The organism is Brevundimonas sp., assembly GCF_016463295.1.
GTDB lineage: Bacteria > Pseudomonadota > Alphaproteobacteria > Caulobacterales > Caulobacteraceae > Brevundimonas.
Window position 1 is genome coordinate 25,839 of record NZ_JAEMRO010000009.1, and the last position, 24,418, is coordinate 50,256.

Below are 24,418 nucleotides of genomic sequence, written 5' to 3' on the forward strand. Positions count from 1 at the left end.
CCTTGGCCTACACCGAGTTCTCCAATGGCTTGGCGCTGGGTTTTCGCTGCATGGACGGCGACTTCTCCGCTGTGGTCAGTGGCTTGCCGGCTAGCCAGACCGAGCGTCGGACGCTGAGGGTCAAGTTCGGCGACGACGACACGGATGACACGTTCTGGACCACGACGACCGAGCCTTCGGTCGCTGTCGCGGACATGCCCGCCCCGCTGGCCAGGATGTTCCGGCGTGGGGGGTCGTTGAGGCTTACGGTTCCGCGCGCCAACTCTGCTGGCCAGGACGTTACCTATGCCGTCGATCTACCTCAGTCGTCTGTGGCCATCGACGAAACCCTGACGCGTTGTGGCAAGCCACTGACCGACCCTAGGGATGTCGAACTGAACGCGCTCGCTGACGGTGGTTTGCCCATGAACCTGAACTGGGAAACTCGGCCTCGCCTGGATTTCCCACGCACTGACTATGCCCGCGGCTTTGCGGTCGTCAGTTGCATCGCAGACCAGAGCGGAAGAGCCAGAGATTGCGTCGTGGAGAGCGAACATCCCCATGATGGACGGTTCGGACGCGCGACACTGGATGGCATGAACAACGCCCGCCTCACCAATCTGGCCCAGCCCGGTGCGCCGCTCCGGCCCTCGCGTTTTGTATTCCGGGCGATTTTCACTGTCGACGGCTATCAGACGGATGAAGAGCGTCGCGCCACAAGCGATGATCGTCGATATGTCCCGACAAGACGTACCTCGCGATGACCATGTCACCCGAACAGTACGGCCCACTGATCGGCGTCGGGATCGCCCTGCTGGTCATACTTCTCAAGGGCCGCAAGCCGCGCACTCTGCGACCGCAATGGATGTGGGTCGTGCCGCTGCTCATCACCGTCATGATCGGTTTGGGTCTGTGGGGCATGACCTATTCGCCTACGGCCGATCAATCGCCGTTCGGAGCGGCTGAATGGGCGATGCTGGCAGTCGGGCTCGTGCTCGGGGGCGCAGTCGGGTGGTGGCGCGGCAGGATGACCACCATCTTCCGCGAAGCCGACGGCACGCTGAAATCTCGCGCCTCGCCGCTGGGTTTGATCCTGATCTTGGGCCTGCTGGCCGGACGCAGTCTGCTGCGCGGCTGGCTGGAGGCAAACGCCGCTGCCTGGCACATCAACCCCCTGGCACTGGCCGATGCGTTCATGGTGTTCGTGGTTGGTCTGGTCATCATGCAGCGCGTCGAGATGTTCATTCGTACGCGAAAAATTCAGCACGGCGAACGGGACGCTCATCTGGAGTTCGCATCATGAGAGGTCTCGCCTTGGTCGCCGGGGGATCGGTCTGTCTCATCTCGGCGTGCATGACCATCCCGGCGTCCGCCCAAGACATTGTGCCAGCCGCCCAACCCGCCGATGACTGGGACATCGTTCGCGATGAAAGCACGCGGACGACACTTGCATTCACAGCGTTCGACAACGGAGTCAGCATCGCCTTCCGCTGTATCGACGGATCGCTCAACAGTGTGATCGCAGGTCTCCCGCCCGCGGAAGGTGGTCGACGCACGATGCGGGTCTCCTTCAGGGGCAGGCCCGCCTATGAATCTGGCTGGACAACGACAACGGATTCCACCGTAGTCGTGGGCGACTTCCCTGCGCCGTTCGCGCGCGAGTTCAGGGCTGGCGGAGAACTGCGTCTGACCCTTCCCAGTGCTGGCCAAGGCGGTCGTAACGTCACCTTCGTCGCAGAACTCCCGCAATCTTCGACGGCGATTGACGAGGTTCTGACGCGATGCGGCAAACCGCTCGTGGACCCGCGTGACGCGATGCTCAAGGCCTTGGGATACAACGGACTTCCGGAAGGCCTGACCTGGCGTAGAGCCCCGAGGCCTGAGTTTCCAGACGGACGCTACGGCTCAGGTTTCGTCGTGACCACCTGTGTCAGCCAGAGTGACGGGTCATTGTCCGATTGCGAAATCGAGATGGAACATCCGCACGACGGACGGTTCGGTCGGGCCGCACTTCGCGCCATTGAAGATGCTCGCATCGTGAACAGCGACGCTCCGGACGATGCCGTTCCGATCGGTCGGGTCTCCTTTCGCACTCAGTTCAGACTGGAGGAGCCCCGCCGGATCCGTCGTACCCGTTGATCACCTGGGCCGCGAACCGCTCCATCTCTTCTTCCTGCGGCGACATCTGCAGCAGGAGCAGGTCCAACCCGGCAGCTTCATACTCGGCGATCCGCTCGCGTACGGTTTCGGGCGTCCCGACGAAGCCGGGGCGCAGGCCGCGGTTGGAGACGCTGTATTCGCGGATCTTCAGCTCGCGCTCCAGTTCGGTGCCACTCAGCCACTGATCGAAATTGGCGAAGCCGGCGGGCGGGTTGCCTTCGGCCAGGCCGGGGATGGTGGTGATCCGCTCCAGCTCCCGATCCGCCTCGGCCTGGCTGTCACGCACAACAGCATAGCCCGCCATACCGAAGGACATCGGCGGCAGGCCAAAGCTTTCTCGCCGGGCCTTCATGTCCGCGATCTTGGCCGCGATATGCTCCGGCGCGTCGCCGTGCATGACATAGGCGTCGCAGTGGCGCGCGATCAGCGTCTTGGCCGCCTCGCTCTCGCCGCCCGCATAGATGACCGGGCGAGGCCGCGCAGGCGTTGACGTCGGCTTGGGCTCCACGATGGCGTCCTTCAGCGTGTAAAACTGCCCCTCAAAATCCGTGCCCTTCTGAGTCCAAAGCCGATCCACGACCTGTAGCCATTCGGTGGTGCGGGCATAGCGGTCGTCATGCTGGTCGAACTGCAGACCATAGCTTTCCGCCTCCTTGGCCCACCAGGACGAGACGACGTTCAGCGCCAGCCGCCCGCCGGATATCCGGTCGATATTGGCCGCCGCCTTGGCGAAAAGGGCGGGCTGATGAAAGTTAGGCCGCACCGCCACCATCAGCTCGATGGTCTTGGTCACCGCCGCCAAGGCCGCCGCACTGGACCAGGCATCAAGGGCCGGGGCCTCGATCCCCTTGATGTCGTTCAGGTTCAGCTCGGCGATCAGGGTCAGGTCCCAGCCGATCTCTTCGGACCGCCGGATCAGCCGTGACAGGTTTTCCCATGACGCCTCGCGCTCGTCGTCGACATTCCTCAGCCAGCCACCGAAGACCGGGGCCCAGTAACCGTACCTCATGCCGCGGCCTTTCTCTTTTCGTCGTTGATGATGCCGGCCAGCCAGGCGACCAGATTGTCATGCGGGTCGAAGCCCAGGACCTCGACCGGATTGGCCACAAAGTTCGACAGGCCATTGATGTCGTAGAACAGGACCGACCCGTCGCGGTCGTCGATCAGATATTCGACGCCCCCGACCTCGATCTCGCCTGCGTCGGCCAGACGTTCGACCGCCGCGATGATCTCGTCCGGCGGCGTGGCCTTGGTCATGGTCAGGGTCGGCGCACCGGGCCGCACCAGACAGGCGTCGGCGGGGCACAGGTCGAAAGCATCGCCCGGGCTCTCGATGTCGATGGCGTACAGGTATTTGCCGCCCAAGGTCTCGACCCGTGTGATCTTGCCGCCCCGACGCGGCGCATATTCCTGGATCAGGGAGATGCCATTCACCCCGACCGGACACCACTTTTCTCCCGCCGCCTCGGCCAGGCTTTCGGGCGTCTCATAGCGGGTGATGCCGGCGCCGGCCCCGCCGATATCGGCCTTGACCAGCACCGGAAAGCGCAGCCCCTCGGCCGCCGCCGGAATGTCGGCCTGCCGGTGTGCGACCCGCGTCGCCGGACCCTTCAGCCCCAGACGCGTGATCAGGCTCATCTGCCGGGCCTTGGAGGTGTCGATGTTCAACGCCGAGGCATTGACCACCCGCGTCCCCTGTCCCTGCCAGTGATCGAACAGGCTCTGGGCATAGAAGATCGGATGTTCCGGCTCGCGCAGGAAGGACGACATGGCCACGCGGCTGAACACCACCCGCGCCGGTGCAGGCGACGCCGCCGGATCGAACCCATGCCCCGCCAGCGGCACCTTCACATAGGAGACGCCGTGCCGATCCAGCGCCGCGAACAGCGGCTCGAACCACTCCGGATGTTCATAGACGACGGCAAGGTCGGGCAGTTCGGCAGCGCTCATGCACGCCAGATGCGTTACACCACAGTGAAACGCAAGAGGGGCGGTTGCAGAATTGCGTGCTGCGGGTGGACGGCTGGTCGCCGCCTATTGGCACAAACGGTCCAGTCCGGCTAAAGGACGCGACGCGGGCCCCGGTGGTGGAACTGGTAGACGCGCCGGACTCAAAATCCGGTTCCGAAAGGAGTGTCGGTTCGAGTCCGACCCGGGGCACCATCTCTTCAGATCAGGACGCGGCCCAATATCGCTTTCAGCGTGTCGGCACGCGCCTGCAGATCGACCGCCAGACGCTGCGCGGCCTCGCGCACCCCGACCGGATAGGCGTCTCGACCGTCGGCGATGTCATCAGCGGCCCGCACGACCTCGGCCATCTGACGGACCAGGGCCTCGACATCGTCCAGCGCCAGGGCACGGGCCTCGCGTTGCAGGCGGGCGATGCGATCGGTGCGCGTTTCGGGCGCGGTCATCAGCGCACGGATTTCGGCGCTGACTGGAGCGGTTTGCAATGCTGCGCTGGCCATCGTGGTATCCTTTCGAGGGTGCGGGTCATACCCGGTTCGACGGGACACGGTTTGGCAGGTCATTGCTGAACGCCTCGACAGCTTGGCCGTCAGCAATCGTTCATATGGCGAAGCTGGCGCATTCTCATGCCGTCATGTCTCCTACGGAACGCAGTCCTTTCGCGAACATTAATGGGTCAGGAGGCTAGCCCCATGATCGCCCTTTTGTTCGCCATCGCCCTGACCCCTGGTCCGACCGATCCTTCGACGTGGCGCGAGGAGTCGTCAGTCGAACTTCGTCCCGCGATGGCGACTACGGAGACGAAGGCGGAGGCTCCTGCGCTGGCGGCTGTGGCCGTGACGGTCGAGTGCACAGCGCGGGCCAGCGGAAAGGTCGATGCCTGTGTCGTTCTGGGCGAGACCCATCCGGGCCTGGGTTTTGGAGAAGCTGCTGTGGCGCTGGTTCAGGATAGCCGCGTCGAGCCGGGTCAGGGCGATGTCCGGTTCGCCCGCACGATCCAGTTCACCCCTTAGAGTGGCCGAGAGTCTTCGCTGTTGCGAAATGTCATGGCAGCAAGGTTGCGGTGCACGCCCCGGGGGCGCATCTGACCCGGCATGACACAAGCCGGCACTGAAACCTCTGTCAAAGGCCCCGGCTTTCCCGAGTTCGTCGCCCTGATCGCCATGATGATGGCGCTGAATGCGTTGGCGATCGACTCCATGTTGCCCGCACTGCCTGCCATCGGCGAGGCGCTGGGCGTCGCCAACGAAAATAGTCGGCAGTGGGTGGTCACGGCTTATCTGCTGGGCTTCGGCATCACCCAGATCATCTATGGCCCATTGGCCGACCGCTACGGCCGGAAACCAGTGCTCATGTTCGGGCTCGGCGTCTATGTGATTTTCAGCGCGCTGGCTGCGTTTGCCCCGACGTTCGAACTGCTGATCGCGGCCCGCGTGGGCACAGGCATCGGGGCGGCCGCCCTGCGGGTGTTGGCCGTGTCCATCGTGCGCGACCGCTACTCCGGACGAACGATGGCGCGGGTCATGTCGCTCAGCTTTCTGGTCTTTCTGGGCATTCCGATCCTGGCCCCCACCCTGGGCCAGTTGATCCTGACGGTCGCGCCCTGGCCGTGGATCTTCGGCGTGCTGGCCCTGGCCGGTAGCGCCTATATGATCTGGACCGCGATCCGCCTGCCGGAAACCCTGGCCCCCGACGATCGGATGCCGATCCAGTTCAGCCGTATCGCCGGGGCCTTTCGCCAGGCTCTGACCGAGCGCCAGTCCATCGGCTACACCCTGGCCATGACCTGCATCACGGGCGCGCTGTTCGGCTTCATCAACTCCAGCCAGCAGATTTTCTTCGACGTATTCGAGGCCCCGCATCTGTTCACCACAGTCTTCGGCGCGGTGGCGGGCGGCATCGCTGTAGCGTCCCTGCTGAATGCGCGACTGGTGGAGAAGCTGGGGTCACGGCTGATCTCGCACACCGCCCTGATCGGCTTCATCGTCATGGCCACGATCCATTCGGTGGTGAACCTGATGGGCCTGGAGACGATCTGGACCTTCGCCGTCCTGCAAGGCCTGACCATGTTCTGCTTCGGCTTCATCGCGGGCAATTTCGGTTCGATGGCGATGGAGAAGATGGGCCATATCGCGGGCACCGCCTCCTCGGCCCAGGGGTTTATCTCCACCACCTTCGGGGCCAGTCTGGGCTTTCTGATCGGCCAGCAGTTCAACGGCAGCGCCACGCCCATGACGCTGGGTTTCGTCGGCCTGGGGCTGGCGTCTCTGGTGCTGGTCCTCGTGGCCGAGAAGGGGCGGCTGTTCACGGGACGAAACGCAACTGCGACCGCGCCCGCCCCTTGATCTTTTCGTCCGGGCGAGGCGTTGTCCCGGCACAGTTGATGCGAGGAGACGCGTGATGGTCCGCCCCCTGATGATGGTTTCAATGATGGCCCTGTCGACGGCACTATGCGCCTGCCAGACGACTGACGCGATGAAGACCGACCCGGGTGCCGTCACGGCCATCGCGGCGTCGGAGGCGATGAGCCCCATCCCGCAGGACATACACACCTACGCCCAGCCCAATATCGCGCGGGTCACGCACGTCGCCCTCGACCTGACCGCCGACTTTGCGGGCAAAAGCCTGTTTGGCACAGCCACCCTCGACATCGCCGCCCAGCCGGGTGCGACCGAGATCGTGCTGGACGCCCGAAATCTGGATATCCGGTCGATCACCGACACCACTGGCCAGGCCCTGCGTTTCACCGAAGGTCGCGACGATCCCATCCTGGGTCACGCTCTGACGGTGCAGATTGGTGAAGCGCGCAAGATCGTCATCACCTATGCGACCCGCCCCGATGCCGCGGCCCTGCAATGGCTGACCCCGGCCCAGACCGCGGGCGGTCGTCAGCCCTATATGTTCAGCCAGGGCCAGGCGATCCTGACCCGGACATGGGTGCCGACCCAGGACAGCCCCGGCATTCGCCAGACCTGGGACGCGACCATCACCGTCCCAGCCGACCTGGCCGTGGTCATGTCCGCCGAAAGCCTGACGCCCGATGGCGAGCCTGGCCCGAGCAACCAGAAGCGCTGGCGCTTCGCCATGACCAATCCGGTGCCGCCCTATCTGATCGCCATCGGCGTCGGCGACATCGATTTCCAGGCCATCGACGAGCGCACCGGCGTCTGGACCGAGCCGTCGCGCCTGCGCGCCGCCCACGATGAGCTGATCCCGACCGCCGAAATGGTCGATGCGGCCGAGGCGCTGTACGGCCCCTACCGCTGGGGCCGGTACGACCTGCTGGTCCTGCCGCCCTCCTTCCCGTTCGGCGGGATGGAAAACCCGCGCATGACCTTTGCCACGCCCACCATCATTGCCGGCGACCGGTCGCTGGTCAGTCTGGTGGCGCATGAGCTGGCGCACAGCTGGTCCGGCAATCTGGTCACCAATGCGACCTGGGCGGACTTCTGGCTGAACGAGGGCTTCACCGTCTATTTCGAGAACCGCATCATGGAGGCGACCGAGGGTCGCGACAGGGCCCTGATGCTGCAGTCCCTGGGCTGGGGGGATCTTCAGGACACCCTGGCCAGCCTGCCGCCCGCTGACACCCGGTTGAAGCTGGACCTGGCCGGGCGCGACCCGGACGAGGGCCTGACCGACGTCGCCTATGAGAAGGGGGCCGCCTTCCTGCGCACCATCGAGCGCATCGTCGGCCGCGAGAAGTTCGACGCGTGGCTGACGGGCTATTTCGAGCGCAACGCCTTCCGACCCATGACGACCGAACTGTTCCTGGAGGACATCCGCACCCATCTGGTCACGACGCCGGAACTGGAGGCGCAGCTGATGATGGATGCCTGGATCTATCAGCCCGGCATGCCGTCGAACTGGCAGCCGCCGGTGTCGGACGCCTTTGCCCCCGTCGATGCGGCGGCCCTGGCCTTTGCGGACGGCGGTCCGGCCTCGGCCATTCCCTGGGCCAACTGGTCGACCCAGGAGCGTCAGCGCTTCCTGGCCTGGCGTCCGCCGGTGCCGCCCGCCTCGGGCCGCTGGTTCTCCGACGCCCAGCTGGCCGATCTGGAGACGACCCTGAACCTGCGTCAGGAGGGCAATGCCGAACTGGTCTTCGCCTGGCTCCAGATCGCGGTCCAGCATCGCTATCAGCCCGCCGTGCCGACGCTGGAGCGGTTCCTGACCACCCAGGGGCGCCGCAAATTCGTTCTGCCCCTGTTCACCAGTCTGTGGGGTCAGGGCGACTGGGGCCGCCCGATCGCGACCCGTCTCTATGCCGAGGCACGTCCCGGCTATCACCCGGTGACGACCAACTCCGTCGATGCCGTGGTGGGCCGGCCGCTGTAGGGCGGCAGGCCAGCATTAGGGGGTCTGCCAATCCAGGCGGGCCCACTCCTCCGCGACAGTCGGATCCTGTTCGCCACGCAAGGCTCGCTCACGCCATCGGGCGAAGTCTTCGACTTGCGCCAGCCGTGACAAGGCCCAGACGGCCGCACCGCGGACAACCGGTGCTTGGTCGCCCAGCAATCGCTCGACCGATGGGATCAGATCCGCGTCACCACTGTTGCCGATGGCGTAAAGAACATTGCGGACGAACCGATCCCGCCCGATGCGCTTGACCGGGCTCTTGGAGAACAGCGCCCGGAACGCCTTGTCATCCAGCGCCGCCAGATCGGCCAGCCGCGGCGACACCAGCGCCTCCCGCGCCTTCACCCGCACCTCATGCGCTTGCGATGCGAACTTGTTCCACGGACAGACGGCCAGGCAGTCGTCGCAGCCATAGATGCGGTTGCCGGTCGCCGTGCGAAACTCGACCGGCCAGGGCCCCGCGAACTCGATGGTCAGATAGGACAGGCACCGCCGTGCATCCAGCTGGAACGGGGCGGGGAAAGCCTGTGTCGGGCACACATCCAGACAAGCGGTGCAGGACCCGCAATGTTCTGTCTCCGCCTCATCCGGCGCGATCTCGGCCGCGCTCAGGATAACGCCCAGAAACAGCCAGTTGCCTTGGTCCCGGCTCAACAGATTGGTATGTTTACCCTGCCAGCCCAGACCTGCCCGCTGGGCCAGCGGCTTCTCCATCAGGGGCGCGGTGTCCACGAACACCTTCACGTCTTGGCCCGTCCGCGCGGCGACCTGACCGGCCAGGGTCTTCAGCCGCCCCTTGATGACCTCGTGATAGTCGTCGCCGCGCGCATAGACCGATATGTACCCTGCTCCGGGGTCCGCCATCTCGGGCAGGGGGTCGTGCCCCGGCCCATAGTTGAGGCCCAGGACGATGGCCGTGCGCGCCCCATCCCACATGGCGGTCGGATGGGATCGCCGCGCCAGCGTCGTCTCCATCCAGCCCATGTCGCCATGCCGCCCCGCCTCGACGAAATGCGCCAGCCGCTCACCAGCACTCCACGGCTCAGACGCCGAGGCGAACCGGCAGACGTCGAAGCCCATGGACGTGGCGGCGGTGCGGATGGGGTCGCGAGGGTCAGTCACTAGCCGCCAGAGATGCGCGCACGGCGCAAACGGTCGGTTTCCAAACGTTCAACCACCAACTTGTCGATCGCATCATAGGCCTCCATGGACGCCTCGGCATCGTCTGCTGCGACAGCGGAAGCGACGATCTCAAGCTGCGCCGCGATCCGCAGCTCGATATCGGCACTACTCATCATACTCGTGCAGATGAACAGCAATGTGTCTTTCAATGGCGTGCCGACCAGCTGCCGTTCCGCCTCGATCTCCGTGCGAAGCCGCGTAATGTCGCGCTTCAGATTTTGTGCCGCGCCAGCAGCAGCTGCGGCACGGGTCCTGATCGCCGCAGCCGATCCCGCAGGATCACTCGGTTGCCCTTCTGCATCGGCCTGAATGAAGCGCATCCAGGCCAACGCGGCATGGTTGGCCTCCTCCAAAGCGACCGAGAAATGGTAGGCAGGTTCGCCTTGGGCCGGGCGACTGCTGGCGATCATCAGGATCTCGATATTGAGTTGCGCCATACCCAGCGCAAAATGCGCCCTGCCCAACGCCTGCAGATCCGTTTCACGACCCGATGACGCGGTCACGACGCTGTCGATGAACTGATCGGCGCTGTCCGTGGTTTGTCTCAGCAGGGTGCCGATCCGGTCACGCAGTTCGACCTGTTGCCTTAGTGCTGCCCGCCCTTGTTCTTCCGATCCCCGTACCCTGGGCGGAGCGGGTGGATCGACGGGCAACGTCGGATAGATGGCGTTCAGCTCAGCGTAGGCTGTTCTAGTCTCGGTCGCCCAGGCGTCCGCCCATCGTTTGGCCTCACGTGTGTCGCCGCGCTGCAGATGAGCTTGCAGCGTCTCACTCACGTCTAGCAAAGCCAGCATCTGGTCGCCTCGTCGTGTGACCAGGACCATATATTGCGAATTCCAGGCCATCAGGCGCGACAGCCAGGCGTCGAAGTCAGCCGGCGTAGCCTCTTGAGCGCGAGCCGCAGGCGGAGCGTTCGCTGCCATGGCAGGCGAAGCCCCTACCGCGGCGGAGACAAGCGCCAGTCCTACCGCCGTCGCGGTTCCCATCCGATGAAGCATCTGGTTTTCCCCCGGTGTCAGAAATCGAGATCGTCATACCAGATCGATGGATGCACACCCGGAAACCGGTCTGCAAGCAGGGACCTGAAAGAGGGCCGCGACTTCAGCTTCATGTACCAGGTCTTCAAACCTGGATAGCTGCCCCAGGCGATCTCACCGAAATAGTCGAGGACCGAGATATGGGCGGCGGCGACCAGATCGGCCTGGCCCATGCGGCGGCCGGCCAGGGCATCGCGCAGGGTCAACAAGTCCTCGAACATCGTCAGATGGGTGCGCAAGGATTCGCGCCCGGCGCGCAGGGCCCGGGCCTCGGGCGGGCCGAGCCGCAGCAGCGGCTTCTCCATCCGCTCGTGCAGCAGCACCGCATTGACGTCATCGGTGAAGCGGCGGTCGAACCATCCGATCAGGCGGCGCGTCTCGGCCCGCTCGGCAGGGTCGGTGGACAGGAGGAAGTCGCCCTTGGCCCGATCCTCCAGCCAGCCCAGGATGGCCGCCGGTTCGCACAGCGTCAGCAGGCGCCCGTGTTCCGTAACCTGAAGCACCGGCGGCATGCCCGACGGATTCAGCGGGCCGACCGGGCAATCGTCCTCCCACGGACGAACGGGCGTCTCGACCACCGTCAGCTTCGCCTCGCCCAGGGCCAGGCGCACGCTGCGCGAGGCGGGATCGAAGGCGAAATGATACAGGACGGGGTCCGACATCCGGCCCTTATGCGACCGGGGATGTTAAGCCCGCGTTAGCTATGCGGCTGAACGGGGCAGCGATTTCAGTCCCACGGCCCCGCATCGGCAGATGCCGCCTCGGCCACCTCATCCGGGCGGGTGCGACCGCGCGGATCAGCATGGATCAGGATATCGGAGCCCGGAAAGGCGAGGCGCAGACGATCTTCGGCCTCGACCACGATGTCATGGGCCGCGACCAGGGTCAGGCCCGGATCCAGATCAACATGCATCTGGATCATCAGGACCGTCCCCGCCATCCGTGTCCGCAACTGATGCAGGCCCGAAATGCGCGGGTCGGCCAGGACGGCTGCGACGATCGCCTTGCGCTGCTCTTCGGGCGCAGCGCGGTCCAGCAGGTGATCAGAGGCGTTCTTCAAAATGCCAATCGCACCCCAGAACAGCCAGACCGAAACCAGCAATCCCGCCGCTGCATCCAGTCCGGGAGCCGACAAGAAGGTGCCGGAGATGACGCCAATCAACACCACGCCATTGGCCGCCAGATCGCTGGCGTAGTGGGCGCGGTCGGCCGCCACGGCCAACGAGCCACTGCGCTGCATCGCCCGCGACTGCATCCAGATCAGCCAGCCGGTCAGACCGATCGACAACACCACGACGACGACCGCCGTCATGCCCGAACTGACGGGTTGAGGGTCGAACATCCGCTGTATGGCCTCAAAGCCGATGAAAACCGCCGAGGCGAACACCAGACCCGACTGGACCAGCGCCGCCAGGGCCTCGCCCTTGCCGTGGCCATACCGATGATCCTCATCGGCCGGCGCGGCGGCCCAGCGCACGGCAAAGAAGGTCGCCAGCGACGCCACCAGATCCAGCGCCGAATCCGCCAGAGACGCCAGGATGGACACCGACCCCGACGCACCGAGCGCAAAGGCCTTCAACACGATCAGCACCACGGCCACAGCCACCGCCAGGCGGGTGATGTCGCGGGTGGCCGCGCGGGCGTCGGACGAAGGTACGGATGTCATTCACGGCCTTGTCGCGGAAAGCGGAGACGATGCCAAGGCGAACGATGTCGCGCCGATACGTCGCATCCGAGGCTCGCCTATCGTCCGCTCTCTGGCTAAAGGCTGGGTCGCGGCGATGGTGCCGCGCTTTGAGCGGACATCATGGCGGACTGGATCGCAGCGATCATCCTGGGCATCGTCGAGGGCCTGACCGAATTCATTCCTGTGTCGTCTACCGGCCACCTGCTTCTGACGCAGAAGCTGCTCGGCCTGACCGATCCGCGCTGGGCCTCCTTCGTCGTGCTGATCCAGCTGGGGGCGATCCTGGCCGTGGTGGCCCTGTATTTCGCGCGCCTGTGGAAGGTGCTGGTCACCCTGCCAACCGATCCGCAATCCCGTCACTTCGCCATCAGCATCGCCGTCGCCTTCATCCCCTCGGTGTTCGCCGGTGTCTTTCTGTACGACTTCATCACCGAGGTTCTGTTCGACGTGGAGGGCAGTCTGGCGGTCACCGTGATCTGCACCACGCTGATCCTCGGCGGTTTCGGCCTTCTGGCGCTGGAGCGGTTTGCGCCGGCTCCGACCGAGGACAATGCCATGACCGTGTCATGGAAGCGGTCGCTGGGCATCGGCCTGTTTCAGTGCCTGTCCGTCATTCCCGGCGTCTCGCGCTCCGGAGCAACCATCTCGGGTGCCCTGGTGCTGGGCCTGGACAAGCGGGCGGCGGCGGAATTCTCATTCTTCCTCGCCATCCCGACCATGGTCGCGGCTTCCGGCTGGGACATCGTCCAGTCTGGCGCATCCATCGACGCCGACTTCGCCTGGATCATTGCGCTCGGCTTCGTCGTCTCGTTCGCGGTCGGATGGGTCGTGGTGAAGGCCATGGTGGACTTCGTCGCCCGCCACGGCTTTGCACCCTTCGCCTGGTGGCGGATCGTGGTCGGCGTGATCGGCCTGGGCCTCGTGTGGGCCGGGATCGCCTGAAGCCTGATCCTCAGACCGGCGTCGTCTTCACCGGCGCAGAGGCGAACTGGCCGCCCTTGCGATAGCGCCACAGATAGGAGGCGGCGATCGCCTCCACGCCCGTCGGCTCGATGCCCAGTGCGGCCAGACCCTCGGCCCCCTCGGCGACGACATTGTCGGTTTCCAGCAGAACGACCTGATCGCGCGTCAGGACCGGCGGGATGCCGACCATGGTGCTGAGCTGGGCCATGCCGCCGATCATCTTGGCGGCGAAGAACGGCAGCGGGATCAAGCCCCGCGACGGACGATAGGTCTCGCGCAGGACCAGTTTCAGCAGATCCTCGAACGTCATGACCGCCGGTCCGCCCAGTTCGAATGTGCGGCCCGCCGCTTCGCGCAATGAGATGGCACGCGCCACGGCCTCGGCTACGTCGCCGACATAGACCGGCTGGAACTTCGTCTGGCCGCCACCGATCAGCGGCAGGGCCGGAGCGAACTGCGCCATGCGGGCGAACTGGTTCAGGAAGTTGTCGCCTGCCCCGAAGACGATGGACGGACGCACGATGACCGCGTCCGGCTTGACGGCCCGCACCGCCATCTCGGCCTCGGCCTTGGTCCGGGCATAATCGGACGCGCCTTCCGGATTGGCTCCGATGGCCGACATCTGCACCAGGCGATCGACACCGGCGGCGGCACAGGCCTCGGCGATCACGCGCGAGGTCTCGACGTGCATGACCTCGAAGGTCCGCTTGCCGCTTTCGTACAGAATGCCGATCAGATTGACGACGGCGTCAGCCCCTTTAAGCGCGGCGGCGACATCCTCCGGGCGGGTCGCGTCGCAGCGGACGGCGACGATCTGGCCCACGTCCCCCTGGGGCTTCAGGTCATAGGCGCGGTCCGGGCGGCGCACGGCCACCCGCACCCGCCAGCCGCGGCGGGCCAGAGCGCGGACCACCTGGCTGCCGACGAAGCCGGAGCCGCCGAAGACGGTGACCAGGCCGGGGGTGACTTCGTTCATGGCGAACTGCTCCGAAGACGACGCGAAACCGGGGCGGACATGGCTGGCCGAACCCTTGCTGCGCTGGGGATTAGACGATGCGCCCGCCGCTCGCAACGCAATGGCGATAAAACCCTGTTGACCCGACTTGGACCCTGCCTTAAGGGTCCGCGCCTTCCAGATGGAAACGCGCCCCGGCGCGGTGACATCCGGGCCCAGGTGGCGGAATTGGTAGACGCGCTGGCTTCAGGTGCCAGTGATCGAAAGGTCGTGGAGGTTCGAGTCCTCTCCTGGGCACCAATCATTCGAACGGCGTCGCATCGACAAGATGCGGCGCCGTTTTCGTTTCTGGCCTGCGCCGACAGCATCGCCCCTATCGCCTCACGGCCCCGGCTGGTTTACGGGAGGGTATGACCGTCTATCTGCATCAGGGCGACCTGCCCGACGACCTGGATCTGGGCCCCGAGGTCGCGATCGATTCCGAGACCATGGGGCTTCGTTTTCGCCGCGACCCCCTGTGCGTGGTCCAGCTGTCGTCCGGCGACGGCGACGCCCATGTCGTGCGCCTGAACCGCCCCGCCTATGACTGTCCGAACCTGAAGCGGCTGCTGGCCGATCCGGCGGTGACCAAGATCTTCCATTTCGGCCGGTTCGACATCGGCATGTTCCAGCTGCACCTGGGGGTCGAGACCCGACCCGTCTATTGCACCAAGATCGCCTCCAAACTGGCGCGCACCTACACCGATCGGCACGGCCTGAAGGACGTCGTGCGCGAACTGGTCGGGGTCGACCTGTCCAAGGCCCAGCAGTCCAGCGACTGGGGCAATGCGGAGCTGACGCAGGCCCAGCTCGACTACGCCGCCTCTGACGTTCTGTATCTGCACGCCGCCAAGGCGCGGCTGGACATGATGCTGGCGCGCGAGGGCCGCACCGATCTGGCCCGCAAATGCTTCGACTTCCTGCCGACGCGGTCCGCGCTGGACTTGGCCGGCTGGGACGAGATGGACATCTTCGCGCACAGCTGATGACCACGCCCGACGACATCCGCGACCATGATGACGAGGCCCGCGTCGCCGCGACGGCCGCGGCCTTTCGCGCGCGCTCGCGGCGGGTCCGGCTGCTGCGCCGGGTGCTGCCGGTCGTCATCCTGGTGCTGGCGGGCGGGACCATCAGCTGGATCGTCCTGCGCACCGTCATGTCGGATGTCGAACGCCAGGCCGGGGCCAGCAGCGAGGTCCGCCTGGACAACCCCATGTTCCATGGCCAGGACGCGGAGGGCCGCAGCTTCGTCATCGGGGCCAAGGGCGCGATCCGCGATCCGGAAACCGGGCGTTTCCGCCTGGTCGGCCCCGCGCTGAGGCTGAACCTGGGCGGTCGAAAGGTCACCGAACTGACCGCCGACGGTGGCACCTATGACCAGGTCGCCAAGACCGTCACCATCGGGCCGAACGTGCGGATCGCCGACGGCGGCTCCGGCTTCACCCTGGTCACGCCAGAGGCCGTGGTCGATACCTCCACCGGCATTGTGACCGGCAACAAGGGTGTTCAGGGCACGGGCCCTCTTGGAACCATCAACGCTTCGTCCTATGCCATTTATGAACAGGGTGACCGGGTCGTGTTCAGCGGCACGGGCGATAACAAGGTGCGCGGGACATTCAACCCGTCGCGTTCGGATCCATGAGCATGACCAAGACCCTCACCGCCGCCGCCGTCCTGCTGGTCGCACTGGCCCTGCCCAGCCTGGGCGATGCCCAGACCGCGCGGGGCAGCAGCGCCGATGCGCCCATAGCCTACAGCGGTGACTCGTTCGAAGCGGACAAAGGCACCGTGACGCTGAGAGGCCGCGCTGAACTGATACAAGGCGAGAATCGGTTTCGTGCAGATCAAATCTCTGGTCTAAATCAGGCTGGCGAAAGCGAGATTGAAGCGACTGGGAACGTCTTTTTCGTCACCCCTAAAGAGACCATCCGCGGCGACCGCGCCACCTACACCACCGCCAATGACACCATCGTCGTCACCGGCGACGTCATCCTGACCCAGGGCGAGAACGTCGCGACGGGCTCGCGTCTGACCTACAACACCCGCACGGAATCTGCGCGGCTGGAAGGCGGCTCCAACGGTCGGGTCCAGGGCGTCTTCTATCCCAACAGCGCGGGGAACTGAGCCTAGCGGCTCGGCCTGACGCATGGCGCGCAAGGAACTGTCGGCCCTCAATGTGCTGGAGACGCCGCTTGCGGCGGACGCCACGCCTGCGCCCGAAGCGACCAAGGGCTTGCGCGTGCGGAACATCGCCCGCTCCTTCGGTCAGCGGAAGGTCGTGCAGGACGTCTCCCTGAACGTTCAGCGCGGCGAGGTCGTCGGCCTGCTGGGACCCAACGGTGCCGGCAAGACCACCTGCTTCTACATGATCACCGGCCTGATCCCGCCGGACAGCGGCAGCATCTGGCTGGACGGCGAGGATGTGACGGCCCAGCCGATGTACCAGCGGGCGCGCATGGGCCTGGGCTATCTGGCGCAGGAGGCCTCCATCTTTCGCGGCATGACGGTCGAGCAGAACGTGCGAGCGGTTGTCGAACTGCATCATACGGGTGCCAAGGCTATCGCCGACGAGACCAGCCGTCTGCTGGAAGAGCTGCGCATCGACCACCTGCGCCATGCCCCGGCCTCCGGCCTGTCGGGCGGAGAACGCCGTCGCTGCGAGATCGCGCGGGCCCTGGCGGGTCGACCCAGCTTCATGCTGCTGGACGAACCCTTTGCCGGCATCGACCCCCTGGCCATCGCCGACATCCGCCAAGTTATCCGCTATCTGGCGGGGCGGGGGATCGGCGTGCTGATCACCGACCACAATGTGCGCGAGACCTTGGAAATCATCGACCACGCCTCGATCATCTCTGGCGGCTCGGTCCTGTTCGAGGGCAAGGCCGAGGACGTGATCCGCGACCCCGAGGTCCGCCGCGTCTATCTGGGCGACATGTACGGCTGAGGCGATCGCCACTCACCACGCCGTGACTCCACATTTGCAGAAGGCCGTGTCATCCTCGCCACATCGGGGAGGCGACCATGGCCGTCAGGAACACTCTTCTGAAAAGCGAGGCCGGTGTCCGGCTGGAGCTGCTGGAGCGCATAAACGCGCACGGCGCGGTGTTGAAGTCGGAATATCGCCTGCGCTCTCTTCGCCCCACCAAGCTGCCCCGGCTGACGGATCGGGCGGCGGCGGAAGACGCCTATGATCTGGAGGTGGTCGGCTGTCTGATGGATCCGATCGTCCAGGACATGGTCAAACGGGGCGCAGCCGAGTTCGGCTAGCCGACATATCCCGCCTGCATCAGCTCGGCAATGTGGACGATGGCGGCCGGGCGGTCGTCCTCGACGATCAGCAGGGTGGCGATCTTGTTCTGGGTCATCAGGTCAATGGCGTCGCTCATGCGGGCGCTGGGGTCGATGACCTTGGGGCGGGGGCTCATGACGTCTGCGGCGGTCAGGCCGCTGAGGTCGCCCCGCGCAAAGGCCCGGCGCACGTCGCCGTCGGTGACGATGCCCGCCAGGGTGCCGTCCTCATTGACCACGGCGGCCGCCCCCTTGCGACCTTCGGTAATGGCCGAGACGACCTCGGCGAAGCTGGCATCCAGCGGAACCGTGGCCGGGGCCGGCGGCCGGTCGCCCATCCAGTCGCGCACGCTCTGCAGGCTCATGCCCAGCTTGCCGCCGGGATGGTGCAGGCCGAAATCCTCGGCGGTGAAACCGCGCCGCTCGGTCAGGACCATAGCCAGTGCATCCCCCATGGCCAGGGTCATCAGGGTCGAGGTGGTGGGGGCCAGGCCGTCGGGATGTGCCTCCGGCGCATTCGGCAAGGTCAGGCAGATCGCGGACATCCGGCCCAGGAAGCTGTTCGGCCGTTGGGTGATGCCGATGACCGGAATGCCTTCGCGTTGGCAGTAGATCAGCGGATCGCGCAACTCTCGGCTTTCGCCCGAGTTGGAGATGGCCAGCAGGGTCACATCCTTGCGCAGCATGCCCAGGTCGCCGTGGCTCATCTCCGCCGGGTGAACGAAGAAGGCGTTGGTGCCGGTCGACGCCAGGGTCGCGGCGATCTTGCCCCCGATATGGCCCGACTTGCCCATGCCGGTGACCACCAGATAGCCGGGACGCGACAGGATGACCTCGACCGCCCGGGCCAGGCTGTCATCGATCGCCGCCTCCAGCTGCTGGAGCGCAGAGATGTTCAGGGCGATCACCTCCCGCGCCCTGGCGACCATGGCGGCGGGATCGGCGGATAGGGGCTCGAGCGTGCTCATGAACAGGGATTTGACCCATCCCCGCCGGTTTCACAATGTTGAGTCCTGGCCCGTGCATGCTGCGCCTGCGAAGAAAAGGTGACGCTTGCGGGAAACCCAGAGCGGTTGATGCGTTAGGAGGCCCATGGTGACGCTAGAGACGACCCAGGGTGCCGCGACAGCGCGCGCCGATACCCCCGCGCAATTGCCGCCTCCACCCCTACGGCTTCAACGTCCCGCCCTGTTTCTGGACATGGATGGCGTCCTGGCCCCTCTGGCCTCAACCCCGGACGATGTGGTTGCTGACCCTCGCCGAACGGCCAGCCTGAAATCTCTGGGCCAACGCCTCGCCGGGCGTGTCGCGATCCTGAGCGGACGCACCATCAAGGAGATCGACCGGATCGCGGACGAGGCCGTAGCGTCGGCCTCGGGTGTGCATGGGCTCGAACGCCGCCGGGCCGATGGCCAGCTGTTGCGATCCGAGCCCGACGCGGCCGTGCGTGAGGCGGTCGAGGCCTTCGACGACTTTGCCCGCACTCGACCCGGCATGATCGTCGAGGACAAGACGGTCGCCGCAGGCCTGCACTTCCGGGGCGCACCCACCCATGCCGCCGCCGCCGAGGCCCTGGCCGAGCGCCTGGCCGAGGAGACGGGCCTGAGCCTTCAACCCGGCAATCTGGTGATCGAACTGAAGACGCCGGGATCGGACAAGGGGACCGCGCTGACGGCCTTCATGAACGAGGCCCCGTTCAGGGGTGCCATACCGGTCATGCTGGGCGACGATCTGACGGACGAATACGGCTTCCAAGCCGCCGAGGCACTGGGCGGATTCGGCGTTCTGGTCGGACCGCCGCGCGGAACGGCGGCCCGCTTCGGCCTTCCCGACGTGGACGCTGTGCTGGACTGGCTGGACCGGATCGAGGAGATCGCATGACCCCCAACCTCGACCTCGCCCCCATTGGCAACTGTTCGATCAGCGCCCTGATCGACCGCGAGGGACGGTTCGTCTGGGCCTGCGCCCCGCGCGTCGACGGCGATCCCGTGTTCTCGGCCCTGATGGACGGCAACGATCCTGAACACGGCTTCTGGGACATCCGGCTGGAGGAGCAGGCCTCGGTCGAACAGGCCTACATCCGCAACACGCCCGTGCTGCGCACCGTGCTGACGGCCTCGGACGGTGCCGCCGTCGAAATCGTCGACTTCGCCCCTCGCCACATGAAGCACAGCCGGACCTATCGCCCGCTGGCCTTCGGGCGGATCGTGCGCCCTCTGAACGGATCGCCCCGCATCACTGTGCGCCTACGCCCCTCGGCCGACTGGGGCGCGCGTCGGGCGGAGTGTACCAGTGGATCGAACCACATCCGCTATGTCTGCACCGACGTCACCTTCCGTCTGACCACCGACTGCCCGGTGTCGCATATCCTCGACGAGCGGACGTTCCGTCTCGAGAAACCCCACGCCTTTTTCCTGGGACCCGACGAGGGCTACGATCAGGAGGTCGGCGCGGGCGTGGAAGCCGCTCTGGATCGCACCGTGGCCTACTGGCAGGACTGGGTCCGGACCCTCTATCTGCCGCTGGACTGGCAGGAGGCAGTGATCCGCGCGGCCATCACCCTGAAGCTCTGCGCTTATGAGGAGACGGGGGCCATTGTCGCGGCCATGACCACCTCGGTGCCCGAGTTTCCCGAGAGCGGGCGCAACTGGGACTATCGCTACTGCTGGATCCGCGACGCCTATTATACCGTGCGGGCGCTGAACCGGCTGGGTGCCGTGGACATCCTGGAGAACTACCTCGGCTACCTCAGGAACCTCGTCGACCAGTCCGCGGGTGGCCACGTCCAGCCCGTCTATGGTGTCGGTCTGGAAGAAGACATCGACGAGCGGATCACCGAGACCGTCGCGGGCTATCGCGGCATGAAGCCGGTGCGTGTCGGCAATCAGGCGCGCGAACACCTGCAGCACGACGTCTATGGTCAGATCGTCCTTCCGCTGGTGCAGAGCTTCTACGATCAGCGGCTGCTTCGTCCCGGCACGGTCGAGGACTTCCACGCCCTGGAAAGGGTCGGGGACCGCGCCTTCGCCATGCATGACCAGGTCGATGCCGGCCTGTGGGAGTTCCGCACCATCGCGCGGGTGCACACCTATTCCTCGGTCATGTGCTGGGCCGCCTGCGACCGTCTGGCCAAGGCGGCGGCGCATCTGGGCCTTGAGGACCGGGCGACCTTCTGGCGCGAGCGGGCGGACGTCATCCACAAGCGGGTCGAGGCCGAGACCTTCCTGCCCGACGAGGGCCGGTTCGCCGCCAGTTTCGGCAATCGCGAGTTGGACGCCTCCCTGCTCCAGATGACCGACCTCGGCTTCATCGATCCGATGGACCCCCGCCAGGTCGCCACGTTCGACGCCATCGAGCGCGACCTGAAGAAAGGTCCCTATCTGTTCCGCTATGTCGAGCCGGACGATTTCGGCGAACCGGAGACGGCCTTCAACTTCTGCACCTTCTGGTTCATCGAGGCCCTGCACCAGAACGGCCGCACCGAGGAGGCGCGCGAAATCTTCGAACAGATGCTGAGCCGCCGGACTCATGCGGGCCTGCTCAGCGAAGATATCTCACTCGGGGACAACGAACTGTGGGGGAACTATCCGCAGACCTATTCGCTGGTTGGCATCATCAACTGCGCGGTCCTGCTCAGCCGATCCTGGACGGACGCGCGATGAGCGTTTGCCCATGAGCCGCCTGATCGTCGTTTCCAACCGCGTCTCGGCCCCCAAGGACCCGTCCGCCGGGTCCGCGGGCGGTCTGGCCATGGCCCTGTCGGCGGCGCTGAAGACCTACGACGGCCTGTGGTTCGGCTGGTCCGGCGAAACCGTCGAGACGTTCACGGGCGAGGCCAAGATCGAGGATCGCGCCGGCGTCACCGTCGCCCTGGTCGATCTGGAAGCGCAGGACGTCGACGAATATTACAACGGCTATGCCAACAAGACCCTTTGGCCGCTGTTTCACCACCGGGTCGATCTGACCGCCTATGAGCGCACCTATGGCGAGGGCTATGAGCGCACCAATGCCCGCTTCGCCGAGGTTCTGGCCCCGCTGATCCAGCCGGACGACATCATCTGGGTCCATGACTATCACATGATCCCGATGGCGCGGGACCTGCGCCGCCTGGGCATCAGAAACCGGATCGGCTTCTTCCTGCACACGCCCTGGCCCGCGCGCCAGCTTCTGGTCACCCTGCCCCACCACCGTCGGCTGGTGGAGTCGATGTTCGACTACGACCTGATCGGCTTTCACACCCGCGAATGGCTGGACCTGTTCCGCGACTACGTCGCCTCCGAACCCAGTGTGGACGGCAAGCTGTTGCCCAACGACGCTCTGGAAGCCTTCGGCAAGACCGTCCAGACCGGCGTCTTTCCCATCGGTATCGACGTCGAGGGATTTCTGGAGGCCCGGAACTCCGCCTTCGGACGCCGCACCTACGACCGGATGGCGGCGTCCTCGGCCTTCCGCTCAATGATGGTCGGCGTGGACCGTCTGGACTATTCCAAGGGTCTGGAGGAACGGCTGTTGGGCTATGAGCAGTTCCTGCACGACAACGCCGACATGCGCGGGCAGGTCTTCCTTTTGCAGGTCACCCCGATCAGCCGGGACGATGTCGACACCTATCAGGACATTCGCGGCCGCCTGGATTCCCTGGCCGGGCGGGTCAACGGCGAATATGCCGACATGGACTGGCAGCCGATCCGCTACATCAACCGAACCTATCGCCGGGACCAGCTGGCGGGCATCTATCGTGCGGCGCGCGTCGGCTTGGTGACGCCCCTGCGCGACGGCATGAACCTGGTCGCCAAGGAATATGTCGCGGCCCAGAACCCTGACGATCCGGGCGTTCTGGTCCTGTCGCGCTTCGCCGGGGCGGCCGAACAGATGGGCGAGGCTTTGCTGGTCAATCCGTTCAGCCGCGAGGAGGTCGCCGACGCCATCAAGCGCGCCCTCACCATGCCGCTGGAGGAGCGCAAGCGGAAGTATCAGGCCCTGATGCAGGTGGTACGCGACACCGATGTCAGCGTCTGGCGCGACGACTTCGTATCCACGCTTCGCGCCATCGAGAATCCTTCGGACCGGGACGGGGATATTCGCGCGGCCTGAGCGTCTGACGACCGCATAGGCGTGATGATCCTCAAGCGGCGCGCGAAACCTCTAGCTCCGACGGCGTCAGGGCCCGCCGGATGGCCGCCAGAAGCAGTTCGGGCTGGATCGGCTTCTGCACCACGCCGTTCATCCCCGCCGCCAGATATTCGATCTCGTCGCGCGGATCGGCATTGGCCGTCAGGGCCACGATGGGGATGGAGGCCTGCGGCTGGCCCGAAGCCCGGATGGCGCGTGTCGCCTCCACCCCGTCCATCACCGGCATCTTCACGTCCATCAGGATCAGATCGAAGGGCCGCTGACCGACGCGCTCCACCGCCTGCGCGCCATCATCGGCGGTCTCGTGGGTGCAGCCAAACATTTCCAGCAGCTTGCCGGCGACGAAGCGATTGGTGGCGTTGTCGTCAACGACCAGCACATGCAGGGTCTCGTGCGGCGTCGGTTCGGGCAGGCCTTCGACCGCGCCGCGCATCTCGGGGCCCGCGCAAGGCAGCGCCAGGTCGAATCGGAACCGCGCGCCGCCCTGCGGGGATCGCTCGACCGCCAGCACACCCTGCATCCGCTCCACGATCTGGCGACAGATGGCCAGACCCAGGCCCGCGCCTGCCCCCTCACGCCCGGCCTTGCCGGTATTGAAGGGCTGAAAGATCGTGCGCGCCGTCGCCTCGTCGATGCCCGGACCGCTGTCGTCGACGGTCCCGATCAGACGCACGGCCCCTTGATCCCACGCGCTGGTCAGATGCACCGCGACCTCGCCCGAGGGCGTGAACTTCAGCGCATTGCCGATCAGATTGTTGAGCAGCTGCTTCAGCCGCATCTCGTCGCCGACCACCCAGTCATGGCCCGTCGTGTCGCAGCGGACCGTCAGGGTCAGCCCCTTCTCCTGCGCCCTCGGCGTCCACAGAGCCATCAGATCGGCGGCGATGGCATCGATATGAACCGGGGCCGTCTCGAAGCTCATCAGCCCCGCCTCGGCCCGCGACATGTCCAGCGCATCGGTCAGCAGCCGCAGCAGGCTGTGGCCCGAATCCAGGATCGTCCGTGCATAGGGCCGCATGGCTTCCTGCGTCAGCTCCCGCTCCATCAGGGCAGCCACGCCCAGCACGCCGTTCAGGGGCGTACGAATCTCATGGCTCATCACCGCCAGAAACTCGGACTTGGCGCGGCTGGAGGCGCGGGCCTCGGCCTCGGCGCGGACCAGATCCTGCGCCAGCTCGCTCATCGCCTCTGCCCGGCGTTTGTGGATGGCGCTGCCGGCCTGAAGCACGTGGACACCGGCCCCCACGCCCAGATACCGGCCCGACCGCGTCACCACGAAGCCGTTCAGCAACCCGCCCAGATTGGCCGCATCGATGCTCTCGAACAGGATCTCGGCGTCCGCATCGGCGTCCAGCACGCGGGGGTTCGCATCCATGAAGGTCGAGGCCGGGCGGCGGGCATAGAGGGCGCGACCGAATTCGGCGGCCATCTTCAGGGTGAAGGCATTGCGCTCGATCAGGCCCAGCGGACGCTGATCCGCATCGACCACGGCGATGACCAGGGTATCCGCCTCGCGCTGGAAGCGGTCGAAGACTTCGGCACCGGGCGTGTCGGGGCCCACGGGCGGCGCGACGCTGGCAAAGTCTCCGATCCGGGCCATACGCTACTCCTGTGGGCAGCGAGCCATAGACGCGGGACCTTTAACGGCAGCTTTGCCGTTCGTGAACCTTT

25 protein-coding genes and 2 tRNA genes are annotated in these 24,418 nt (G+C 65.8%); 17 read left to right on the forward strand and 10 right to left on the reverse strand.

Features of this window, described 5'->3' with window-relative positions; all coding sequences use genetic code 11:
- Positions 1–2: 2 nt before the first annotated feature.
- From JHC81_RS04265 to JHC81_RS04275, 3 genes are read left to right on the forward strand one after another with little or no spacing between them, the layout of a single operon-like run.
- Positions 3–743, forward strand: coding sequence for a hypothetical protein (locus JHC81_RS04265; protein ID WP_292171097.1), 741 nt, complete (start codon positions 3–5; stop codon positions 741–743).
- Complete coding sequence (locus JHC81_RS04270; protein ID WP_292171099.1) at positions 740–1,282, forward strand: CcdC protein domain-containing protein; 543 nt, start codon at positions 740–742, stop codon at positions 1,280–1,282. The genes JHC81_RS04265 and JHC81_RS04270 overlap by 4 nt, the downstream gene beginning before the upstream one ends.
- Positions 1,279–2,118, forward strand: coding sequence for a hypothetical protein (locus tag JHC81_RS04275; RefSeq protein WP_292171102.1), 840 nt, complete (start codon positions 1,279–1,281; stop codon positions 2,116–2,118). The genes JHC81_RS04270 and JHC81_RS04275 overlap by 4 nt, the downstream gene beginning before the upstream one ends.
- Here the strand turns inward: JHC81_RS04275 and JHC81_RS04280 are convergent.
- On the reverse strand, positions 2,078–3,148 hold the full coding sequence (locus JHC81_RS04280) for an LLM class flavin-dependent oxidoreductase (RefSeq protein WP_292171103.1): 1,071 nt from the start codon (positions 3,146–3,148) through the stop codon (positions 2,078–2,080). The two genes, JHC81_RS04275 and JHC81_RS04280, sit on opposite strands and share 41 nt — an antisense overlap.
- Positions 3,145–4,089: an alpha-L-glutamate ligase gene (locus JHC81_RS04285; protein ID WP_292171106.1), complete on the reverse strand. Its 945-nt coding sequence runs from the start codon at positions 4,087–4,089 to the stop codon at positions 3,145–3,147. Before JHC81_RS04285 ends, JHC81_RS04280 begins: the two co-directional genes overlap by 4 nt.
- A gap of 128 nt (positions 4,090–4,217) precedes the next feature.
- Here JHC81_RS04285 and JHC81_RS04290 point away from each other — a divergent pair.
- Positions 4,218–4,302 (forward strand) — tRNA-Leu (locus JHC81_RS04290).
- A 5-nt stretch (positions 4,303–4,307) separates the two neighbouring features.
- Here the strand turns inward: JHC81_RS04290 and JHC81_RS04295 are convergent.
- Entirely contained in the window at positions 4,308–4,607 is a 300-nt protein-coding gene (locus JHC81_RS04295; RefSeq protein WP_292171108.1) for a hypothetical protein, read from the reverse strand.
- Positions 4,608–4,799: 192 nt separating this feature from the next.
- Here JHC81_RS04295 and JHC81_RS04300 point away from each other — a divergent pair, with 192 nt between their 5' ends.
- The 3 genes from JHC81_RS04300 (at position 4,800) to JHC81_RS04310 (ending at position 8,445) form a co-directional block, all read left to right on the forward strand.
- A complete protein-coding gene (locus JHC81_RS04300) occupies positions 4,800–5,120 on the forward strand; it encodes a hypothetical protein (protein WP_292171112.1) in 321 nt (106 codons plus the stop codon).
- A gap of 81 nt (positions 5,121–5,201) precedes the next feature.
- Positions 5,202–6,452 (forward strand): multidrug effflux MFS transporter, encoded by a 1,251-nt coding sequence (locus JHC81_RS04305; protein ID WP_292171115.1) that lies wholly within the window; start codon positions 5,202–5,204, stop codon positions 6,450–6,452.
- A gap of 55 nt (positions 6,453–6,507) precedes the next feature.
- Positions 6,508–8,445, forward strand: coding sequence for a leukotriene A4 hydrolase C-terminal domain-containing protein (locus tag JHC81_RS04310; RefSeq protein ID WP_292171118.1), 1,938 nt, complete (start codon positions 6,508–6,510; stop codon positions 8,443–8,445).
- Positions 8,446–8,460: 15 nt separating this feature from the next.
- Here JHC81_RS04310 and queG read toward each other — a convergent pair whose 3' ends face one another.
- The 4 genes from queG to JHC81_RS04330 form a co-directional block, all read right to left on the reverse strand.
- On the reverse strand, positions 8,461–9,588 hold the full coding sequence (gene queG / locus JHC81_RS04315) for a tRNA epoxyqueuosine(34) reductase QueG (RefSeq protein ID WP_292171121.1): 1,128 nt from the start codon (positions 9,586–9,588) through the stop codon (positions 8,461–8,463).
- Entirely contained in the window at positions 9,588–10,571 is a 984-nt protein-coding gene (locus JHC81_RS04320; RefSeq protein ID WP_292171123.1) for a hypothetical protein, read from the reverse strand. The genes queG and JHC81_RS04320 overlap by 1 nt, the downstream gene beginning before the upstream one ends.
- 92 nt (positions 10,572–10,663) lie before the next feature.
- Positions 10,664–11,347: a glutathione S-transferase family protein gene (locus tag JHC81_RS04325; RefSeq protein WP_292171125.1), complete on the reverse strand. Its 684-nt coding sequence runs from the start codon at positions 11,345–11,347 to the stop codon at positions 10,664–10,666.
- Between the two features lie 65 nt (positions 11,348–11,412).
- Positions 11,413–12,351, reverse strand: coding sequence for a cation diffusion facilitator family transporter (locus JHC81_RS04330; RefSeq protein ID WP_292171128.1), 939 nt, complete (start codon positions 12,349–12,351; stop codon positions 11,413–11,415).
- Positions 12,352–12,492: 141 nt separating this feature from the next.
- Here JHC81_RS04330 and JHC81_RS04335 point away from each other — a divergent pair, with 141 nt between their 5' ends.
- Entirely contained in the window at positions 12,493–13,314 is an 822-nt protein-coding gene (locus JHC81_RS04335) for an undecaprenyl-diphosphate phosphatase (RefSeq protein WP_292171131.1), read from the forward strand.
- A gap of 10 nt (positions 13,315–13,324) precedes the next feature.
- Here JHC81_RS04335 and JHC81_RS04340 read toward each other — a convergent pair whose 3' ends face one another.
- Positions 13,325–14,311: a complex I NDUFA9 subunit family protein gene (locus JHC81_RS04340; protein WP_292171133.1), complete on the reverse strand. Its 987-nt coding sequence runs from the start codon at positions 14,309–14,311 to the stop codon at positions 13,325–13,327.
- A 192-nt stretch (positions 14,312–14,503) separates the two neighbouring features.
- Between JHC81_RS04340 and JHC81_RS04345 the strand changes: the two genes are divergently transcribed.
- From JHC81_RS04345 to JHC81_RS04370, 6 genes are all read left to right on the forward strand, one after another.
- Positions 14,504–14,590 (forward strand) — tRNA-Leu (locus tag JHC81_RS04345).
- A gap of 110 nt (positions 14,591–14,700) precedes the next feature.
- The gene (locus tag JHC81_RS04350) at positions 14,701–15,315 is read left to right on the forward strand and encodes a ribonuclease D (protein WP_292171136.1); all 615 of its coding nucleotides are present in this window, start codon (positions 14,701–14,703) and stop codon (positions 15,313–15,315) included.
- Positions 15,315–15,971: an LPS export ABC transporter periplasmic protein LptC gene (lptC, locus tag JHC81_RS04355; protein WP_292171138.1), complete on the forward strand. Its 657-nt coding sequence runs from the start codon at positions 15,315–15,317 to the stop codon at positions 15,969–15,971. Before JHC81_RS04350 ends, lptC begins: the two co-directional genes overlap by 1 nt.
- A gap of 2 nt (positions 15,972–15,973) precedes the next feature.
- Positions 15,974–16,453 carry an LptA/OstA family protein gene (locus JHC81_RS04360; RefSeq protein WP_292171140.1) on the forward strand — a complete coding sequence of 160 codons (480 nt, stop codon included), beginning with the start codon at positions 15,974–15,976 and terminating at the stop codon, positions 16,451–16,453.
- 22 nt (positions 16,454–16,475) lie between these two features.
- Positions 16,476–17,273, forward strand: a complete 798-nt coding sequence (gene lptB, locus JHC81_RS04365; protein ID WP_292171141.1) for an LPS export ABC transporter ATP-binding protein — start codon at positions 16,476–16,478, stop codon at positions 17,271–17,273.
- A 77-nt stretch (positions 17,274–17,350) separates the two neighbouring features.
- Positions 17,351–17,596, forward strand: a complete 246-nt coding sequence (locus JHC81_RS04370; RefSeq protein WP_292171145.1) for a hypothetical protein — start codon at positions 17,351–17,353, stop codon at positions 17,594–17,596.
- Here the strand turns inward: JHC81_RS04370 and JHC81_RS04375 are convergent.
- Positions 17,593–18,585, reverse strand: coding sequence for a KpsF/GutQ family sugar-phosphate isomerase (locus tag JHC81_RS04375; protein ID WP_292171148.1), 993 nt, complete (start codon positions 18,583–18,585; stop codon positions 17,593–17,595). The two genes, JHC81_RS04370 and JHC81_RS04375, sit on opposite strands and share 4 nt — an antisense overlap.
- A 124-nt stretch (positions 18,586–18,709) precedes the next feature.
- On the opposite strand from JHC81_RS04375, the gene otsB reads away from it, so the two are divergent.
- The 3 genes from otsB to JHC81_RS04390 are packed head-to-tail and all read left to right on the forward strand — an operon-like array spanning position 18,710 to position 22,708.
- On the forward strand, positions 18,710–19,498 hold the full coding sequence (otsB, locus tag JHC81_RS04380; protein WP_292171151.1) for a trehalose-phosphatase: 789 nt from the start codon (positions 18,710–18,712) through the stop codon (positions 19,496–19,498).
- Positions 19,495–21,279 (forward strand): glycoside hydrolase family 15 protein, encoded by a 1,785-nt coding sequence (locus JHC81_RS04385; protein ID WP_292171154.1) that lies wholly within the window; start codon positions 19,495–19,497, stop codon positions 21,277–21,279. Before otsB ends, JHC81_RS04385 begins: the two co-directional genes overlap by 4 nt.
- Positions 21,280–21,289: 10 nt before the next feature.
- Positions 21,290–22,708: a trehalose-6-phosphate synthase gene (locus JHC81_RS04390; protein ID WP_292171157.1), complete on the forward strand. Its 1,419-nt coding sequence runs from the start codon at positions 21,290–21,292 to the stop codon at positions 22,706–22,708.
- Positions 22,709–22,739: 31 nt separating this feature from the next.
- Here the strand turns inward: JHC81_RS04390 and JHC81_RS04395 are convergent, their stop codons facing one another.
- A complete protein-coding gene (locus JHC81_RS04395; protein ID WP_292171159.1) occupies positions 22,740–24,347 on the reverse strand; it encodes a response regulator in 1,608 nt (535 codons plus the stop codon).
- Positions 24,348–24,418 lie beyond the last annotated feature (71 nt).

Bases quoted from the DNA above. Each gene is read 5' to 3' on its own strand.
- JHC81_RS04270 (WP_292171099.1), top strand. From the start codon at position 740: ATGACCATGTCACCCGAACAGTACGGCCCACTGATCGGCGTCGGGATC.
- JHC81_RS04275 (WP_292171102.1), top strand. From the start codon at position 1,279: ATGAGAGGTCTCGCCTTGGTCGCCGGGGGATCGGTCTGTCTCATCTCG.
- JHC81_RS04280 (WP_292171103.1), bottom strand. From the start codon at position 3,148: ATGAGGTACGGTTACTGGGCCCCGGTCTTCGGTGGCTGGCTGAGGAAT.
- JHC81_RS04285 (WP_292171106.1), bottom strand. From the start codon at position 4,089: ATGAGCGCTGCCGAACTGCCCGACCTTGCCGTCGTCTATGAACATCCG.
- JHC81_RS04295 (WP_292171108.1), bottom strand. From the start codon at position 4,607: ATGGCCAGCGCAGCATTGCAAACCGCTCCAGTCAGCGCCGAAATCCGT.
- JHC81_RS04300 (WP_292171112.1), top strand. From the start codon at position 4,800: ATGATCGCCCTTTTGTTCGCCATCGCCCTGACCCCTGGTCCGACCGAT.
- JHC81_RS04305 (WP_292171115.1), top strand. From the start codon at position 5,202: ATGACACAAGCCGGCACTGAAACCTCTGTCAAAGGCCCCGGCTTTCCC.
- JHC81_RS04310 (WP_292171118.1), top strand. From the start codon at position 6,508: ATGGTCCGCCCCCTGATGATGGTTTCAATGATGGCCCTGTCGACGGCA.
- JHC81_RS04320 (WP_292171123.1), bottom strand. From the start codon at position 10,571: ATGGCAGCGAACGCTCCGCCTGCGGCTCGCGCTCAAGAGGCTACGCCG.
- JHC81_RS04325 (WP_292171125.1), bottom strand. From the start codon at position 11,347: ATGTCGGACCCCGTCCTGTATCATTTCGCCTTCGATCCCGCCTCGCGC.
- JHC81_RS04330 (WP_292171128.1), bottom strand. From the start codon at position 12,351: ATGACATCCGTACCTTCGTCCGACGCCCGCGCGGCCACCCGCGACATC.
- JHC81_RS04335 (WP_292171131.1), top strand. From the start codon at position 12,493: ATGGCGGACTGGATCGCAGCGATCATCCTGGGCATCGTCGAGGGCCTG.
- JHC81_RS04340 (WP_292171133.1), bottom strand. From the start codon at position 14,311: ATGAACGAAGTCACCCCCGGCCTGGTCACCGTCTTCGGCGGCTCCGGC.
- JHC81_RS04350 (WP_292171136.1), top strand. From the start codon at position 14,701: ATGACCGTCTATCTGCATCAGGGCGACCTGCCCGACGACCTGGATCTG.
- lptC (WP_292171138.1), top strand. From the start codon at position 15,315: ATGACCACGCCCGACGACATCCGCGACCATGATGACGAGGCCCGCGTC.
- JHC81_RS04360 (WP_292171140.1), top strand. From the start codon at position 15,974: ATGACCAAGACCCTCACCGCCGCCGCCGTCCTGCTGGTCGCACTGGCC.
- lptB (WP_292171141.1), top strand. From the start codon at position 16,476: ATGGCGCGCAAGGAACTGTCGGCCCTCAATGTGCTGGAGACGCCGCTT.
- JHC81_RS04370 (WP_292171145.1), top strand. From the start codon at position 17,351: ATGGCCGTCAGGAACACTCTTCTGAAAAGCGAGGCCGGTGTCCGGCTG.
- JHC81_RS04375 (WP_292171148.1), bottom strand. From the start codon at position 18,585: ATGAGCACGCTCGAGCCCCTATCCGCCGATCCCGCCGCCATGGTCGCC.
- otsB (WP_292171151.1), top strand. From the start codon at position 18,710: ATGGTGACGCTAGAGACGACCCAGGGTGCCGCGACAGCGCGCGCCGAT.
- JHC81_RS04385 (WP_292171154.1), top strand. From the start codon at position 19,495: ATGACCCCCAACCTCGACCTCGCCCCCATTGGCAACTGTTCGATCAGC.
- JHC81_RS04390 (WP_292171157.1), top strand. From the start codon at position 21,290: ATGAGCCGCCTGATCGTCGTTTCCAACCGCGTCTCGGCCCCCAAGGAC.
- JHC81_RS04395 (WP_292171159.1), bottom strand. From the start codon at position 24,347: ATGGCCCGGATCGGAGACTTTGCCAGCGTCGCGCCGCCCGTGGGCCCC.